Source organism: Burkholderia guangdongensis, assembly GCF_013403875.1.
GTDB classification, from domain to species: Bacteria; Pseudomonadota; Gammaproteobacteria; order Burkholderiales; family Burkholderiaceae; genus Burkholderia; species Burkholderia guangdongensis.
In genome coordinates, this window is record NZ_JACBNX010000001.1 from 260,979 (window position 1) to 278,372 (window position 17,394).

Below are 17,394 nucleotides of genomic sequence, written 5' to 3' on the forward strand. Positions count from 1 at the left end.
CAAACAGAAAGAAAGGAAACACAGATGGACCGTTCTCACCCCGTCGGCCAGCGCGAAGTCCGCGTCGCCGCCACCCAGTTCGCGTGCTCGTGGGATCTGCAGAAGAATCTCGAGGCCGCCGAGCGCGCAGTGCGTGCCGCGGCGGCCGCGGGCGCGCAGATCATCGTGCTGCAGGAGCTGTTCGAGGCGCCGTATTTCTGCCAGACGATCGATCCCACGTTCTTCTCGCTCGCGAAGCCGATCGACCAGAATCCGGCCGTCGCGCTGTGCCGCAAGCTGGCGGCGGAGCTCGATGTCGTGCTGCCGGTCAGCACGTTCGAACGCGACCCCAATCAGCGCTATTTCAACAGCGTGACGATCGTCGATGCGGGCGGCGACGTGCTCGGCACGTATCGCAAGACGCACATCCCGGACGGGCCGGGCTACTTCGAGAAGTACTACTTCAACCCCGGCGACACGGGGCACCGGGTCTGGCACACCCGCTACGCGACGCTCGGCGTCGGCATCTGCTGGGATCAGTGGTTCGTCGAGGCGTCGCGCGCGATGGCGCTGCAGGGCGCGGAAATCCTGCTGTTCCCGACCGCGATCGGCTCGAGCCCGATCGGCATGCCAACGGCGCTCGACGGCGCGTTCGCGGACCTGCAGGACACCGCGCTGCGCCATAGCCACTGGCGCAACGTGCAATGCGGGCACGCGGCCGCGAACATGATGCCGCTCGTCGCGTCGAACCGCATCGGCGTCGAGAAGGGGGGCGATACGCGGATCGAGTTCTTCGGCCACTCGTTCATCGCGAACCAGCGCGGCGAGGTCGTCAAGGAGATGGACGACACCACCGAAGGATTCGTGATGCACACGTTCGATCTCGAAGCGGTGCACCTGCAGCGTGCCGCATGGGGGCTGTTGCGCGACCGGCGGCCGGACGTCTACGGCGCGCTGACCCGCTGATATTCGGCGCGCGTAGTGCGCGCGTGACGGGGCCGGCGCGGATGCGGCCCGGCCCGTCGCGCGCGAATTTCCAAGAACAGGGATATCGACAGGAGGAAGACATGACGTTTCATCGAGGCGCGCACCTGCCGCGCGTACTGCTGGCGCTCGCGTGCGCGGTCCCGGCCGCGGCGTTCGCACAGAGCAGCGTGACGCTGTACGGATGGCTGGACGGCGGGATTCAGTACCGGACGAAGGCGGACGGGCACAACAGCGAAGTCAATCTGCAGAGCAACGGCAACCTGCCGACCATTTTTGGCCTGACCGGTGCCGAGGACCTCGGCGGCGGCCTGAAGGCGGTGTTCAAGCTCGAGCAGTCGTTCAACATCAACGACGGAACGCCGCTCGTGCCCGGCTACGAATTCTTCCGCGACGCGTACGTCGGCCTGAGCGGCGGCTTCGGAACCGTGACCGCGGGCCGCCAGCCGAGCCTGCTGTTCGACGAGACGCTGACGTTCGATCCGTTCTACTACTCGGCGTACAGCGGTCAGTCGCAACTCATTCCGATCACCGACAATTTTATTAGTAGTACGATTAAATATCAGTCGCCGGACCTGTCGGGAATCAAGCTGAAGGCGCTGGTCGCGACGGGCGGCGTGGCCGGGAATTTCCGGTCCGGGCGCGTGCTGGAGCTCGGCGGCGAATATCGCGGCGCGGCGTTCAGCGCGAGCGCCGTGCTGCGCGAGACGAACGGGGCGGCCGGTGTGGCCGGCGCGCCGGATACGTCAGGGCTCGTGCGCCGGATCGGCGTGGTCGACGCCGCGTACCGGATCGGGACGGGAGAGTTGGTCGCGGGCGTCGAGCGGCAGACGGGCGATCTCGCGCCGTCGAAGACGGTCGTCTGGGGCGGCGGCCGATTGCAGGCGACGCCGATGATCGGCTTCGGGCTGGGTGTCTATCAGACGCTGTCCAACGATCCGCAGACCGGGCATCCGACGATGGTCGCCGCGGGCGCGACCTACAGCCTGTCGAAGCGCACGAGCACGTATCTGAACGTCGGGTATTCGCGGAACTCACGCCACAGCTCGCAGACCGTCTACGAATACGACCCGACGCCGCTCGACGGCACGAACCAGTTCGGCGTGATGCTCGGGATGACCCATACGTTCTGATTCGCGCGCGCCGGGGGCTCACGCGGCGGGGGCGCGTGAGCCGAGCCGGGTAATATCGATACCTGTATCCGGAATACTACCCAACTCACTGTTTTTATTAACTTTTTTCTGTATCCCGGTACGCCTGGGCCGGTTTTGCGTGGCATAATCGACCGCACCCGCAAGGCTTGTAGCCATCACGACCCCACACACCATGGCCCAGACTCTCTACGACAAACTGTGGAATACCCACGTCGTCCATACCGAAGACGACGGCACCACGCTCCTCTACATCGACCGCCAGCTCCTGCATGAAGTCACGAGCCCGCAGGCGTTCGAGGGGCTGACGATCGCGCACCGCCCGGTGTGGCGCATCAGCGCGAACCTCGCGGTGTCCGATCACAACGTGCCGACGACCGATCGCAGCCACGGCATCGCCGATCCGGTGTCGAAGCTGCAGGTCGACACGCTGGACAAGAACTGCGACGCATTCGGCATTACGCAGTTCAAGATGAACGATCTGCGCCAGGGCATCGTGCACATCATCGGGCCCGAGCAGGGCGCGACGCTGCCGGGCATGACGATCGTCTGCGGCGATTCGCATACGTCGACGCACGGCGCGTTCGGCGCGCTCGCGCACGGCATCGGCACGTCGGAAGTCGAGCACGTGCTCGCGACGCAGACGCTCTTGCAGAAGAAGAGCAAGAACATGCTCGTGAAGGTCGAGGGCCAGCTGCCGCGCGGCTGCACCGCGAAGGACATCGTGCTCGCGATCATCGGCAAGATCGGCACCGCGGGCGGCACCGGCTACGCGATCGAATTCGGCGGCTCGACGATCCGCGCGCTGACGATGGAAGGCCGGATGACGGTCTGCAACATGGCGATCGAAGCGGGCGCGCGCGCCGGCATGGTCGCCGTCGACGACACGACGATCGACTACCTGAAAGGCCGTCCGTTCGTGCCGACCGGCGCGGAATGGGATCAGGCCGTCGAATACTGGCGCCAGTTCAAGTCGGACGACGGCGCGCAGTTCGACCGCGTGGTCGAGCTGAACGCGGCCGAGATCGTGCCGCAGGTCACGTGGGGCACGTCGCCGGAGATGGTCACGTCGATCGACGGCCGCGTGCCCGATCCCGAGCGTGAAAAGGATCCGGTCAAGCGCGACGCGATGGAGCGCGCGCTGGCCTACATGGCGCTCGAGCCGAACACGCCGATGGAGTCGATCAACGTCGACAAGATCTTCATCGGCTCGTGCACGAACGCGCGGATCGAGGACATCCGCGCGGCCGCGTACGTCGTGAAGAAGCTCGGCCGCCGCGTCGCCGCGAACGTGCGGCTCGCGATGGTCGTGCCGGGCTCGGGCCTCGTGAAGGCGCAGGCCGAGCGCGAAGGGCTCGACAAGGTGTTCACCGACGCGGGCTTCGAATGGCGCGAGCCGGGCTGCTCGATGTGTCTCGCGATGAACGCGGACCGTCTGGAACCGGGCGAGCGCTGCGCATCGACGTCGAACCGCAACTTCGAGGGCCGGCAGGGCGCGGGCGGCCGCACGCACCTCGTCAGCCCGGCGATGGCCGCGGCCGCGGCGATCGAAGGCCATTTCGTCGACATTCGCAAGCTCGGATAACCGGATCGATCATGGAAAAATTCACTGTGCATACCGGCGTCGTGGCGCCGCTCGATCGCGAGAACGTCGACACGGACGCGATCATCCCGAAGCAGTTCCTGAAGTCGATCAAGCGCACCGGCTTCGGCCCGAACGCGTTCGACGAGTGGCGCTATCTCGATCACGGCGAGCCCGGCCAGGACAACTCGAAGCGCCCGCTGAACCCGGACTTCGTGCTGAACCAGCCGCGCTACCAGGGCGCGTCGGTCCTGCTCGCGCGCAAGAACTTCGGCTGCGGCAGCTCGCGCGAGCACGCGCCGTGGGCGCTGCAGCAGTACGGCTTCCGCGCGATCATCGCGCCGAGCTTCGCGGACATCTTCTTCAACAACTGCTACAAGAACGGCCTGCTGCCGATCGCGCTGACCGAGCAGCAGGTCGACCACCTGTTCAACGACACGTACGCGTTCAACGGCTATCAGCTGACGATCGATCTGGACGCGCAGGTCGTGCGCGCGCCGGACGGCCGCGAATATCCGTTCGAGATCGCCGCGTTCCGCAAGTACTGCCTGCTGAACGGCTTCGACGACATCGGCCTCACGCTGCGCCACGCGGACAAGATCCGCCAGTTCGAGGCCGAGCGCCTCGCGAAGCAGCCGTGGCTGAACAACAAGCTGGTCGGCTGAAGCGCTGGCCGAAGGAACGCGTGCCCGTGCGGCGCGCGTTCGTCGTTCCGTACTCGTCCCATTTCTTTCTAGTCAGGAATTTCGCATGAAGATTGCAGTGCTGCCCGGCGACGGCATCGGTCCGGAAATCGTCAATGAAGCGGTGAAGGTGCTGAACGCGCTCGGCGAGACGTTCGACCTCGAACAGGCACCGGTCGGCGGCGCCGGCTACGAGGCGAGCGGCCATCCGCTGCCCGACGCGACGCTGAAGCTCGCGAAGGAAGCGGACGCGATCCTGTTCGGCGCGGTCGGCGACTGGAAGTACGACTCGCTCGAGCGCGCGCTGCGCCCCGAGCAGGCGATCCTCGGCCTGCGCAAGCATCTGGAGCTGTTCGCGAACTTCCGCCCGGCGATCTGCTATGCGCAGCTCGTCGATGCGTCGCCGCTGAAGCCCGAGCTGATCGCGGGCCTCGACATCCTGATCGTGCGCGAGCTGAACGGCGACATCTACTTCGGCCAGCCGCGCGGCGTGCGAGCAGCGCCGGACGGTCCGTTCGCCGGCGCGCGCGAGGGTTTCGACACGATGCGTTACTCGGAGCCGGAAGTGCGTCGCATCGCGCACGTCGCGTTCCAGGCCGCGCAGAAGCGCCAGAAGAAGCTGCTGTCGGTCGACAAGGCGAACGTGCTCGAAACGTCGCAGTTCTGGCGCGACATCATGATCGACGTGTCGAAGGAGTACGCGGACGTCGAGCTGTCGCACATGTACGTCGACAACGCGGCGATGCAGCTCGCGAAGGCGCCGAAGCAGTTCGACGTGATCGTGACCGGCAACATGTTCGGCGACATCCTGTCGGATGAAGCGTCGATGCTGACGGGCTCGATCGGCATGCTGCCGTCCGCGTCGCTCGACAAGAACAACAAGGGCCTGTACGAGCCGTCGCACGGCTCGGCGCCCGATATCGCGGGCAAGGGCATCGCGAATCCGCTCGCGACGATCCTGTCGGCCGCGATGCTGCTGCGCTTCTCGCTGAACCGCGCGGAGCAGGCGGACCGGATCGAGCGCGCGGTGCAGAAGGTGCTCGAAGCGGGCTACCGCACCGGCGACATCGCGACGCCGGGCTGCAAGCAGGTCGGCACCGCGGCGATGGGTGACGCGGTGGTTGCGGCGCTGTAAGAATCGTCGAGTTGGCAAAATCGAAAGCCCGTGCGCAAGCACGGGCTTTCGTGTTTCCGGCCGCGCCATTGACTCATTTCATCGGCATCGAAGAACCGTCCGGGCGCCGGATTCGACGATGACGAAAGATATTGTCAGATTATCGTGTGATCATATAAATTGGCGTGCGGACGCGCATTCGAGAGAGCGAACCGACAAGCCGAAAAACAAGGATACACATGGAAACGCACGGGGCAGAGATCAACGGGGTTAAAGCAGTCGACGCGTATTGGCACATCTGCGTGCGAGGCGTCGCCGAAGTCGTTCGCGCGCTTGGCGGACAACCGCAACCGTCGGCTTCGCTGGCCGATCTGCAGCGCGGCTTCGAGCAGTCGCGCAGCCGCCTGAACGGCGCGGCGGGCGTGGCAGAACGGCTGCACATCAACCAGGAGCAGGTTCTGTGGTTCGTCACCGCGCTGCGTCGCGTGCTGCGCACGATGCAAATGCGGCTCGACTCGGATACGGCAGCCGACAATGCGGCGATCGCCGCGCTGCGCCTGATCGATCTGCTGGACCGGATCAAGGAGGCCAATCCGCAACTCGCGTTCGACACGGCCCTGCCCGAATATGGAGCGGACGAGCACCTGGCGGGCACGCGGACCCAGCAGCAAGTTCGCGCGCTGGAGTTGGTGATCCGCAGCCTGATCAACGAAGCGTACGGCAGTCAGGATCGCCTGCGCGCTCACTTCGAGGCGATCAATCGGGCCGTGGTGGAAAAATGGGCCAAAGCCGCCGATCAAGGCGACTTGCTATCCGGATCGATGTTCGGCGAGCTGATTTCGCTGTTCACCAACGTTCATGAATATCCGGCGCACTACGACAAGCTGTTCGTGGATTCCCCGTTTCTCGATTTTCTCGAAGAAAAGCGTGCCACGCTGGAAACGTTCCTGGTGGATATCCGCGCGGTACGCAATCGTGTCGCGCATCACAAGCGCGTGACGCCGGTGCAGGTCGCATTGCTCGACCACTATTATCGCGAGATCGTCGAACCGCTACAGGCGGCATTCGATCGCGGCCGCACGCGCGTGAATCCCGACGAGTATTTCGATGCGAGCGACGCGGTACTCCAGCAGTATTTCGGGCGCGTCGAAAACGCGCTGAAGACGCTGGGCGACAATGTCGACGCAGTGAAGGCCGATCTTGGCGAACTCCGTGGCGAGGTCAAGGTCATCGACCAGAAGGTCACGACCATCGACGAGAAGGTGACAGTCATCGACAAGACGGTTACCGACATGGATAAAACCGTTGCCGGCACCGAGCAGAAGGTCGGCTGGCTGAAGGGCAAGGTCGTATGGCTCCTCGCCGCCGTGACGGCCGTGGGCGCGGTCGGCGTGCTGACGCTCGGCACGTCGTCGAAGACCTTGATCAATACCGGCACGATCAAGACCGGTGTCGACACGATCCAGCACGAGATGGTCAACGTCAAGCAGGAAACCAGCGCCGATCCGCGCAAGGAATTGCAAAACCGCGGCATTTCCTGGAGCCAGCAGCATTTGCGCGACGCGCTCGATCAGAACGACGCGAGCTCGGTCAAGCTGTTCATGGCCGGCGGCATGACGTGGCGCACGTATTTCGCCGGCAACGCAGTGATGCTCAACCACCGCGAAGCGGTCGACGTGCTGCTGCAGAATCTGTCGTTGCTCGAACGGCACGACGACGACTGCCGTATCGAGATGAGTGCGGATGTTCATCCCGAACCGTTGCCGCCGGGCACGCGTTACGATGCGCGCAAGACCCAAAGCCACCACCTGTCCGATCTCGAGGCGCGTTTTCTGAAAGCGACCTGCTCGAACCCCACGGACATCGCGTACGCGAAGACCCAATACGAGCAGGCGCTGCGCAATTGGCAGTCGCAGAAGCAGGCCTACGATCAAGCCAAGGCGGCCGCGGTGCCCGCCGCGCAGTGCCGCCGGCAGTGGCTGGCCGACGACGCGCAGATGCTGCGCCACGAGGCGTCGATGTTCGATCCGTTGGGCCCCAATACCTACAGCTCGCGCGACGAGATGCTGATGCAGGTCTACGCGCGGACCATGGTTGGTCCCTACGTCCCGGCCTCCCAGCTCGCGCCGTTCGTCGACAAATACTGCACGGCGCAAGCCAGCGAGGAACCCAACATCGACATCAACGATTGGGCCGTGCAGTCGTGGAAGCAGATCGTGCAACAAGTGAGCTGACATGAAACGACCCCCACGCTCACTACGTTCGCTGCCCCCCGAGGGGGCGGTCAGCCTCCTTGGGGCGGCCCGGCGGAGGCTGACATGACGCGCGTAATCGACGACATGACCGAAACGAAACGCTGGTGGGATGCCGACGGCGTGACGTTCGAGTTGAACGCCAGCACGCGCGAGGCGTCCCCCGGCACGCTGCTGATCGGCCTCGGCAACCCGAACCCGGGGGCGATGCGCGCGGGTGTCTCGCTGAATCAGAAGGGCTTCGCGGGGCCGCGGCACGCGTCGGTCACCGCATTCGTGCACGCGGCGGACGAGACGCTGTGGGCCTATTGGCGCAGCCGCTTTGCGAACACCGCCGCCATCCGCAAGGTGGTGGTCGAAGATTTTTCGCTCGATACCTGTTTTGCGTTGTTGCTGTTCGGGGCGGTGCTCGACGGTCGTCAGCCGGATGCGTACGGGTGCGCTGCGTGGCTCGACTATGTCAGCGCGTGGGAGCGCGGCATCTATCTCGATGGCGCCGATCTCGAACGCTCGGCGGCCTGCCTGCTTTCCGTACTCGGGCATTCATATCTGCCGGAGGACGTGACCGAAGTCGCAACCGGCGGTTTCGTCGCCCAGGCATTCCGGGCATGTCTGGCGCTCGTGGAACAGATGTGCGCCGCGCAAGCGAATCCACTTGGCGGCATCGATAGGCTCAATACGCGCGAATACGCGCGCGCGATCGGCCAGTTGAGCCACGAACGGCAAATGTACGAGCTCGCGTTGAAGCGGGCGTGTCAATGTCAGTTGCTGGTGGATCTGGACGGCTCGGCGCGCCGCGTCGTGCTCGACGCGCTGTTCCTGACCGAAACCTATCCCAGCGGCGTATTGAAAGTGATGGCGCGCACCGATACCGCGCACGCCTGGACGCGGCGCGGCTTCGGGATGCTCGCGATCCACCGGCCCGGCGAGCGCGGCACCGGCAACGATATGGTGGTGTCGGTCGATCCGGCCACGGGTGCCCAGCTTGGCGCGGCATGGCGCCGCCTCGAGGAACTGGAGAACCAGCGCTGGGGTGACGACCGTCCGCACGGTCAGCCGCGCCCGCTGCAAAGCTATCGCGATCCCGCACACCCCGATCGGCTGCTGCCGGGGGCACCCGACGAGCCGTGGTACGACGATGGCGGCAACTTCACGCTGATCGCCGCGCCCAAGCGCGTTGCCGACGGCGCGGCGGGCACGCGGCTCGACTGGTATGACGATGTGGTGCCGGCGCTATGGCAACTGGGTTTCACCGATCGCGTGCAGCATCTCGTCGAATGCGTGCCGGACACGCGCCCGCGTGCGAGCGCCGAAGCGCGCAAACGCATCACGCGCGTGCACCGGCGAGGAGCCGTGGATACCGGCGGCGATCTGCATCCGGATCGCCTGATTCTCGAGACGCCGACCTTTCACGCGTGGCTCGCGGCCCAGTCGATGCCCGACCCCGAGATCCGCAGCCCGTTCATGCTGCCGGCATCCGCCAGCTTCGACGTGCAGCATTTCGGGTCGATTTCGGCTGTCATGCATCGCCACGGCGTCACGTTTTACAGCAGGGATACCGATTCCGCGCATCTGCAGCACCTGTGCGAGCTGGCCGAGCGCGTGGCCGATGCCAGCTCGGCCTACGACGCGTTCCTGCACGACTACGTGTCCAAGCTCGCCGGCTGGACCGATGAACTGCTGGAGGCATCGACCAAAGGCGAGGCGGATTCGCCCGGCATGGCGCGACGTGACGGCAACGCGACTGACGCCGGCGGCGCGCCGCGTCATCCGGGCAAGGCCGAGCGCACGGGCGGACGGCGCGATCCCAAGCGCTGGACGGAGGAAGTGGTTCAGATGAAGGCCGCCGCGCTGGCCGCGCTGAGCGACATGACGATGCTCGAAGCGGACTATGACCGTAACCTGCTGTCCGAACAGCTGCAGCGGTTATGGGGCTTGTCGGAGCAGCGCGTCAAGCTGCTGGGGCTGATCGATCGCGTCGACGAACTGATGCGTCAGGTGATTGCCGCGCGCACGGAGCGGCGTCAGCGGGTCTATGGCGCCTGCCTGTCCGCCGCCGGCCTCGGGATTGCCGCGTCCCATATCCTGGAGCCTTTCACGGGGCTTTCGGTTCCGAGTGCGTATGAGTGGCAGCTCAAGCTATTCCGCGAAACGCCGCCTGCAAGCTACGAGCAGCTGCGGCAAATCGCCGAGCATAGTGCGCACCACGAAACGCTGATGGCCGTGTTCGTGGCGGTATTTTCCGTGCTGGGTCTCGTGCTCTATTGGATTTTCGGCATTCGGGGCGAAACCGAGTAGCGTCCATGCGCGCGCCGGTGGAGGCGACGCGTTATTCAGGGTAGGGGCAACGGGGGATCTGGCCGTTGTGCGACGCATCAGGTTTGTGTACTATCGAGCGATGGCGCAAATTTCCCTGATCTCCCCGGTCCTGAACCTCCACGGCAACATTGCCCGTGCGGGTACGCGCGCCATCGTCATCACGAAAACCATTACCACGAAAACGATCATTAAAATCTGATCGTCGTCGGTGCCCGCCTGTTTCCCCGCGCGGTCACGCCGGGGACGAAAAATGGCGGGGAAGCTCCATTCAAAGGTGAGTCATGAACGTAGGTCTCGTAGGTTGGCGCGGCATGGTCGGCAGCGTGCTGATGCAGCGCATGCAGGAAGAAGGCGATTTCGACCTGATCGAACCGGTGTTTTTCAGCACCAGCAACACGGGCGGCAAGGCGCCGTCGTTCGCGAAAAACGAGACCACGCTCAAGGACGCGACGAACGTCGACGAGCTGAAGAAGTGCGACGTGATCATCACGTGCCAGGGCGGCGACTACACGAACGACGTGTTCCCGAAGCTGCGCGCGGCCGGCTGGAACGGCTACTGGATCGACGCGGCGTCGTCGCTGCGGATGAAGGACGACGCGGTGATCATCCTCGATCCGGTGAACCTCGACGTGATCAAGGATGCGCTCGTCAACGGCACGAAGAACTTCATCGGCGGCAACTGCACGGTCAGCCTGATGCTGATGGCGCTGGGCGGCCTGTTCCGCGAGAACCTCGTCGACTGGATGACCGCGATGACGTATCAGGCGGCGTCGGGCGCGGGTGCGCAGAACATGCGCGAGCTGCTCGCGCAGATGGGCGCGTTGAACGGCGCGGTTCAGGCGCAGCTCGCCGATCCGGCTTCCGCGATCCTCGACATCGACCGCCGCGTGCTCGCCACGATGAACAGCGATGCGATGCCGACCAGCCACTTCGGCGTGCCGCTCGCGGGCTCGCTGATTCCGTGGATCGACAAGGATCTCGGCAACGGGATGTCGAAAGAAGAGTGGAAGGGCGGCGCGGAAACGAACAAGATCCTCGGCAAGCCGGCGATGGGCGAGCCGGGCTCGATCCCGGTCGATGGCCTCTGCGTGCGGATCGGCGCGATGCGCTGCCACTCGCAGGCGCTGACGATCAAGCTGAAGAAGGACGTGCCGCTCGACGAGATCAACGGCATCCTCGCGTCGGCGAACGACTGGGTGAAGGTCGTGCCGAACGAGCGCGAAGCGTCGATGCGCGATTTGTCGCCGGCGAAGGTCACGGGCACGCTGACGGTGCCGGTCGGCCGTCTGCGCAAGCTCGCGATGGGCGGTGAATACCTGTCGGCGTTCACGGTTGGGGACCAGCTGCTGTGGGGCGCCGCCGAGCCGCTGCGCCGCATGCTGCGGATTCTGCTCGACAAGTAAGGCGCGCATTGCGCGGCCGTTGCGGCGGCTGCGCGCTCAATGTGGAAAGCCCCGAGCCGCTTGCGCGGCCGGGGCTTTCTTGTCTCGCCTTTCCATTAGTGGTGACCATTCGGACGATCCGCACGTCGAGCGGTTGCTGCAGTCTTTCGCGCTGATGGCTGCATCTCACGACGCCCGGCTCGAGCAATGTGTTCTTCGAGGGCAAGCCGGTTGCGCGGGTCACAGACCTGGTGAAGTGCGATCACCACTCGGGTACGCCGCAGCCGCTCGTCGAGGGCAGCAAGACGGTGTACGTCAATGGCCTGCCGCTCGTGCGGATTGGTCACGAAACGCACTGTAGTGCGAAGGTCAATGCCGGCCGCAAGAGTATCTGGATCGACAAGACGACCGGGCAGTACGGTCCGAAGAATCCCGAGGTGACCGCCGGCGAGGCATTCTGGGCTAGTCTGCTCGGTGCGCTGGCGGGCGGTGCGATCGGCCGCACCATCGGCAAGGGATTCAAACCGAAACCGACAGAATCGGCGGAACAGCAAGGCATCAAGGACGAACAGCGCAAGTGTGCGCAGGATCCGGTCGATGTCGCGTCCGGTGAAGTGCTGGAGACGCGCACCGATCTGGCGATTCCCGGTGTGCTGCCGCTTGAGCTCAGGCGCCGTTACCGGACCCGCTCGGACGACCACGGGTTGCTCGGGCGACGTTGGTCGGACAACTGGTCGCAGCGTTTGACGATCGACGGCGGCCGGTTTGTACGATTCCACGACGGCGTCGGGCTTGTGATCGGCTTCGACGCACCGGACATGGTGCTCGATGGCATCAACCTGCGTGAGCCCCGATACCGGCTCGTCGGCAGTTGCCTCGAGCCCCGGATTCTGGATCGTGACACCCGGCAGTTGCGGATATTCTCGCCGCTCGTCGAAGGCCGAACGTCGCGCCTCGAGCGGATCGAGGACCTGGACGGCAACTCGATCGCGCTCTCGTACGATACGAGCGGCCGCCTGAGTGAGCTGACGCACAGCGATGGCTATCGGTTAAGAGTCGTTTATCACGATCGTGAAACCTGCCCGCAGCGGATCGTGCTGCACGATGCCGACGGCGGTGTCCGGACGCTCGTCGATTATCGCTATCAGGACGGAATGCTCGCACAGGTGGCCAGCTTCCAGTTCGGTCAGTTTCACTACGCGTACGACGAGCATGGCTGGATGATCCAGTGGCGCGATACCGACCAGACCGATGTCCGGTATCGGTATGACGCCGCTGGGCGCGTGGTCGAGACAGGAACCCGGCAGGGTTACCACACCGGCCGGTTCGTGTATGAAGCCGGTCGCACGCGCGTGCTCGATGCTGACGGCGAATGGGTCTACGAGTACAACAACGAAGGTCTCGTGACCGATGAGACCAATCCGCTCGGTCATTGCACTCGCTCCGAATGGGAACTCGGCCGACTGATGGCGCGGATCGATCCGCTCGGGCGACGCACCGATTATCGATACGACAATCGTGGTCAACTCATTTCGGTAACCGAAGTATCGGGGCGGACGATCGCCTTCGAATACGACGATGAGCAGCGCCTCACGTCGACGACCTTGCCGGCCGGCGGTCGAATCAGGCTCGAATACGACCCACTGCACCGGCTGATCGCGCGCACGGAGCCGGGCGGCACGAAAACCGCGTACCGGTATGGGCCGCGCGGCGAGTTGCTGCGCGTGGTTCAGGGCGACCGCGAGACGCGTTTCGATTACGACGACCGGCTGCGACTCACCGACATCGAGCTGCCCGGCGGAGCGCGGTTCCGGCGGAAGATCGACGTGCTGGGTCACGTGCTCGAGGAAACAGCGCCTGGCGGACACGCGACTCGCTTTGATTATGCTGATGGCCCCGACAATCCGCGCGGCCTGCTGAAAGCCGTCACGCGCCCGGACGGATCCACAACGCGTGCGCAGTACAACAGTGAAGGCTTGCCCGTCGGATGGACCGATCCGCTTGGGCGAACGATCAAGCGGACTTACGGGCCGTTCGACTTGCTGACAGCGTCAATCGACGCCGCCGGCCATGCGACCCGCTTCGAATATGATCACGCGACCCGGCTGACGAAAGTAGTCAATGCGTTGGGCGAGACCTACACGTACCGTTATGACGGGGCTGGCCGCCTTGCGGAAGAAATCGACTGGGGCGGTCGCGCGACGCGTTACGAGCGCGACGCGATTGGCCGGCTGCTAGCGAAGACGCTACCCGATGGTGGGCAATGGCGGTATGCGTATGACGAGCATGACCGGCTGACTGGGGTCGACGCCGGCGACGTGAAGCTCGTCTATCGTTACGACGCATGGGGCCGGCTGGCTTCGGCGGAAGTGCAGGGAGAAGACCATTCCCACGTGACGCGTTTCGCGTATGACAAGAACGGACGCTTGATCGGCGAAGATCAGCATGACGAACTGTTACGGCATGTCTACGACGCTGACGGGCAGCGCCGATTGCGGATCACGCCGCGTCGCGAGACGGTTTATGCGTACGATGCGCTCGGTGCGCTGACGCAGGTGGGCGGGCTGACGATTCAGCGTGATGGGCTGGGTCGGGAGATTGGCCGTCAGGCTGGGGAGTTCGTCGCGCAGCAGCAGTACGACGCGCTTGGGCGGATCGGGAGGCAGATCGCGGGGCCTGCAGCGGTGGTCGAGGCGCTGCAGAGTGAATCGGCCCGCGCGCTTGCACAGTTGACCCGTCAGGTCTACCACTACGACGTCGCTGGGCAACTGGAACGGGTAGAAACGGACACCGATGCCTTGACCTATCGTCGTGACCGGCGCGGTCAGGTCATCTCGGTCGAGAGCCTGCTGCAGCCTGCCGAACACTTTTCCTACGACGCGGCGATGAACATTGCCGCGCATGGGCAGCAGGCCCCCGTGGATGCTCACCATTACGACCGGGGTGGCCTGCCGGAACGGATCGGCTATGCGCGGTATCGGTACGACGCGCGCGGCCGGACGATCGAGAAGACGGTTGAGCAATCCGGATTCCGGCCCAGGACGTGGCAGTACACATGGGATGGCCTGAACCGGCTCGTGAAGGTCGCGACGCCCGAGCGCGGTATATGGGTGTATCGCTACGACGCTTTTAATCGCCGGGTCGAGAAACGACAAGTCGGCGGTCGGGAAGCGGTGAAGTTCCTGTGGGACGGTCCGACGCTCGCCGAGCGCTGGGTTGAGCAACGGGACGGCACGACCGGACAGGTGGTGACGTGGCATATCGAGCCAGGTAGTTTCTCGCCGCTCGCGCAGGAGACGGATGACGGGCTGTATCCGGTGCTGACGGATCAGGTTGGCCTGCCAAAGGCGGTGTTCGATGTACACGGCAAGCCGGTGTGGAAGGCGTCGTACTCGCTGTGGGGACGATTGCTGCCGGCGATGCGGACTGCGAACGACGGGCGCAGCGCAGCAATTGACACGACGCTGCGCTTCCCGGGGCAATGGGCGGATGATGAGACGGGACTGAGCTACAACCTGAATCGGTACTACGATCCGGATTCGGGGCAGTATCTTTCTGTCGATCCCGTCGGACTCGAGGGCGGCATTCGGACTCAGGGCTATGCATATGACCCATCGGAATATTTCGATCCACTTGGGCTAGCCGTTTGTACGCTCCGATACGAGCGCTACAAAATGTACCGCGACGCGGGCTTCTCAGCTCAAGATGCCGCGAAAATGTCGAAAGGTGCACACGAGGGATACTTCACTTCGCTTATGGGTGAGCGAGGTCAGAGGTATTATGATCGAGCCGACGCAACGCTCGGCGCTCCTGGGTACTCGACGTGGCTTGCCCCTACAGAGGATTATGCAGGAGTGACAAACAGAGCTGCAGCCGTAACTGCGACAGGTAAGGCCCCGGGTGTTTTGCAATCTTATCGAACTGGTGCTCCAATATACGGGATTGCTGTTCCCAAAGATGCGGTTTCTATACGCCTCCCTGCGGCGACAGATGGCGGGGCAAACGAACATTGGCGGTCGGGTGGATATACGGGTGTTCAGAATTCGAAAACGGGCGAATGGACAAGTAGCGGCGTTAGGGAAGTTGTCACCGATGGCGGTAAACCGATGCCGGAAGGTTCAGTATTCTTTGAGATGAATCCAGATGGAAGCTGGACCCCAATTAGGAGATTCTGATGTCATGTGAAAAATGTCGCAATTTTGGCGGAACTAGCTCTAACTATGAATATTTGGGTATAAACATTTCTCGGCACGCGGAACTGTACTGGTGCAGGAGCTGTGGTCAATTGTTGGAGATAGTTGCGGAAGCTCGAGCTCCGTATTTCCTCACATTTGAGCAGGCCAAAGAGCATTTTCCAGATGCTCACAAAGAGCTTGAGAACATTAAGCTGAGAAAATAACCGGGCGAATGGAGATGGGTGTCGTGAATGTGACGCCTGAACTGGTATGTGAAAATTGAGGAGACCTACGGGATTCAAAGTGACATCGGTTTCGTGCGACGATGTTTATTTGATCGATGGTTTTTCCAATATTTGAGTTATGGGTGCGGAGTTAATTAAATCTATATGGGAATCACAAGTTTCGTGACTTGTGTGAATTATTTTTCCATTGTTGATGGCGAAAAAAATGAAAGGGTGGCTGGTGATGAGTTGCGGAAGGGAGTTGTCGATTGGATAAGGGGGGATTCGCGGGACTCCGGGTTGGCGGCTTGCTGGAATGCCTCTCGTCGAGGAATAAACGGAATTTCTGTCGAAAAATGAGATTGGCCTGAAATGGATAAAGATATTCCGAATGTGCATCGGCGTTATTGCAAGAGCGCTATTGATTTGGCGCAGTTGAGAGTGTGGCTCGATGGTCAGGGGCACGTGTTGAGGCACAAATACCGTGGGGGAAACTGTTGAAACTTAAGCGAGGAAGCGAGGCGCAAAGCATTGGTGCGATTGCTCAATTGCTTCCGGCATGTATATACTGCAATGGTGTAGGTGAGCCTAAGAATTTCATGTCGCGCCTTGAATATCAGCAATATTCACAACGCCGTGACGCAGCCGTTGCGAGTGGCGCCCTAGTGGAAATTGATCCGCCATCCTATCCTACTGATGGGCCAGGATCCACAGGTTCCGCGATGCATTATCGCTGCACGCACTGTCAATCAATATGGGCGTTTGTGGAGCCAGAGCGAGCGGAAAACGGTTCATGGATCAGACTGGCCTAGTGACCCGCTCCGCTGATTCGCGAACAAAGTCTGTGTGGCTTTTCGGGGAAGGAAGGCATATGAAAAATCCACCACTTAAAATTGTCGACTTGAACCATGTGGCAGACGCGTCGATGCAGACTTCGATAGCGATATTTTATCAGTGTCAAAAATGTTGGAATATTGTTCCGTCCATGCCTGAAAGCAATGTTTGCTGTTCATGCGGAAATATTTCGATTGATATTGATGCCGGAGGATCGGGCGCAAGAGATGAAAGTTCGATGCTTATATTGGGGATTGGGCTCATTTAAGTATTGTTGGTAACTGGGCTTGAATTGAGATCCGGTAATGTTTGAGAAGTATGCAAACGGCAGGCACTCATGGGTAATCTGGGTGTCACGGCTATCGAGACTATTGATCCTCAAATTTGAGCGATGAACGCCATATTTGGAAGGTGGCCCATGGAATTCAAAGTGACGTCGATTTCGCTTGGCGACATTTACTTGACCGACGGTTCTTGTAATATTCGAGTGCTGGGTGAGGGGTTGATTTCACCTACAAAGGACTCGGCAAGTTTCGTGGTTTATCTCAACTCCTTTATCATTGTCGACGGTGGGGAAAATAAGAGGGTAGCAAGTGATGAGTTGCGGGATCGAATTGTCGATTCGATAAGGGAGTATTTTGCGGGAAAAGGTATGGTTGTGGATTTTGAGTAAAATGAATGGGGCAATGTGGGCGATCTCTCTAATCAAGCCGAC

General features: G+C 62.5%; 9 protein-coding genes and 3 pseudogenes. 11 read left to right on the forward strand and 1 reads right to left on the reverse strand.

Going from position 1 to position 17,394, the window contains the following annotated elements; all coding sequences use genetic code 11:
• Nucleotides 1–24 precede the first annotated feature (24 nt).
• The 7 genes from HZI36_RS01175 (at nucleotide 25) to HZI36_RS01205 (ending at nucleotide 10,043) form a co-directional block, all read left to right on the forward strand.
• Entirely contained in the window at nucleotides 25–945 is a 921-nt protein-coding gene (locus tag HZI36_RS01175) for a carbon-nitrogen hydrolase (protein WP_179400776.1), read from the forward strand.
• A gap of 101 nt (nucleotides 946–1,046) precedes the next feature.
• Nucleotides 1,047–2,096, forward strand: a complete 1,050-nt coding sequence (locus tag HZI36_RS01180; RefSeq protein ID WP_179400777.1) for a porin — start codon at nucleotides 1,047–1,049, stop codon at nucleotides 2,094–2,096.
• Between the two features lie 193 nt (nucleotides 2,097–2,289).
• The gene (leuC, locus tag HZI36_RS01185; RefSeq protein ID WP_179400778.1) at nucleotides 2,290–3,699 is read left to right on the forward strand and encodes a 3-isopropylmalate dehydratase large subunit; all 1,410 of its coding nucleotides are present in this window, start codon (nucleotides 2,290–2,292) and stop codon (nucleotides 3,697–3,699) included.
• A gap of 11 nt (nucleotides 3,700–3,710) precedes the next feature.
• Nucleotides 3,711–4,361, forward strand: coding sequence for a 3-isopropylmalate dehydratase small subunit (leuD, locus tag HZI36_RS01190; RefSeq protein WP_179400779.1), 651 nt, complete (start codon nucleotides 3,711–3,713; stop codon nucleotides 4,359–4,361).
• 85 nt (nucleotides 4,362–4,446) lie between these two features.
• Nucleotides 4,447–5,514, forward strand: a complete 1,068-nt coding sequence (gene leuB / locus HZI36_RS01195; RefSeq protein WP_179400780.1) for a 3-isopropylmalate dehydrogenase — start codon at nucleotides 4,447–4,449, stop codon at nucleotides 5,512–5,514.
• 164 nt (nucleotides 5,515–5,678) lie between these two features.
• Nucleotides 5,679–7,727, forward strand: a complete 2,049-nt coding sequence (locus HZI36_RS01200) for an STY4199 family HEPN domain-containing protein (protein WP_179400781.1) — start codon at nucleotides 5,679–5,681, stop codon at nucleotides 7,725–7,727.
• Between the two features lie 84 nt (nucleotides 7,728–7,811).
• The gene (locus HZI36_RS01205) at nucleotides 7,812–10,043 is read left to right on the forward strand and encodes a hypothetical protein (protein ID WP_179400782.1); all 2,232 of its coding nucleotides are present in this window, start codon (nucleotides 7,812–7,814) and stop codon (nucleotides 10,041–10,043) included.
• A 150-nt stretch (nucleotides 10,044–10,193) separates the two neighbouring features.
• On the opposite strand, the pseudogene HZI36_RS27460 reads toward HZI36_RS01205, so the two are convergent.
• Nucleotides 10,194–10,316: pseudogene (locus tag HZI36_RS27460) on the reverse strand (3-isopropylmalate dehydrogenase); the annotation flags it as partial.
• Between the two features lie 29 nt (nucleotides 10,317–10,345).
• Here HZI36_RS27460 and asd point away from each other — a divergent pair.
• The 4 genes and pseudogenes from asd to HZI36_RS01225 all read left to right on the forward strand — a co-directional run bounded on the left by asd (nucleotide 10,346) and on the right by HZI36_RS01225 (nucleotide 17,352).
• Entirely contained in the window at nucleotides 10,346–11,467 is a 1,122-nt protein-coding gene (gene asd / locus HZI36_RS01210; protein WP_179400783.1) for an aspartate-semialdehyde dehydrogenase, read from the forward strand.
• Nucleotides 11,373–11,603, forward strand: a pseudogene (locus tag HZI36_RS27325) (hypothetical protein); the annotation flags it as partial. The gene asd and the pseudogene HZI36_RS27325, both read left to right, overlap by 95 nt.
• Before the next feature lie 40 nt (nucleotides 11,604–11,643).
• Nucleotides 11,644–15,105 (forward strand): annotated as a pseudogene (locus HZI36_RS01220) (DUF6531 domain-containing protein); the annotation flags it as partial.
• 1,992 nt (nucleotides 15,106–17,097) lie between these two features.
• Nucleotides 17,098–17,352 (forward strand): Imm74 family immunity protein, encoded by a 255-nt coding sequence (locus HZI36_RS01225; RefSeq protein WP_179400784.1) that lies wholly within the window; start codon nucleotides 17,098–17,100, stop codon nucleotides 17,350–17,352.
• Nucleotides 17,353–17,394 lie beyond the last annotated feature (42 nt).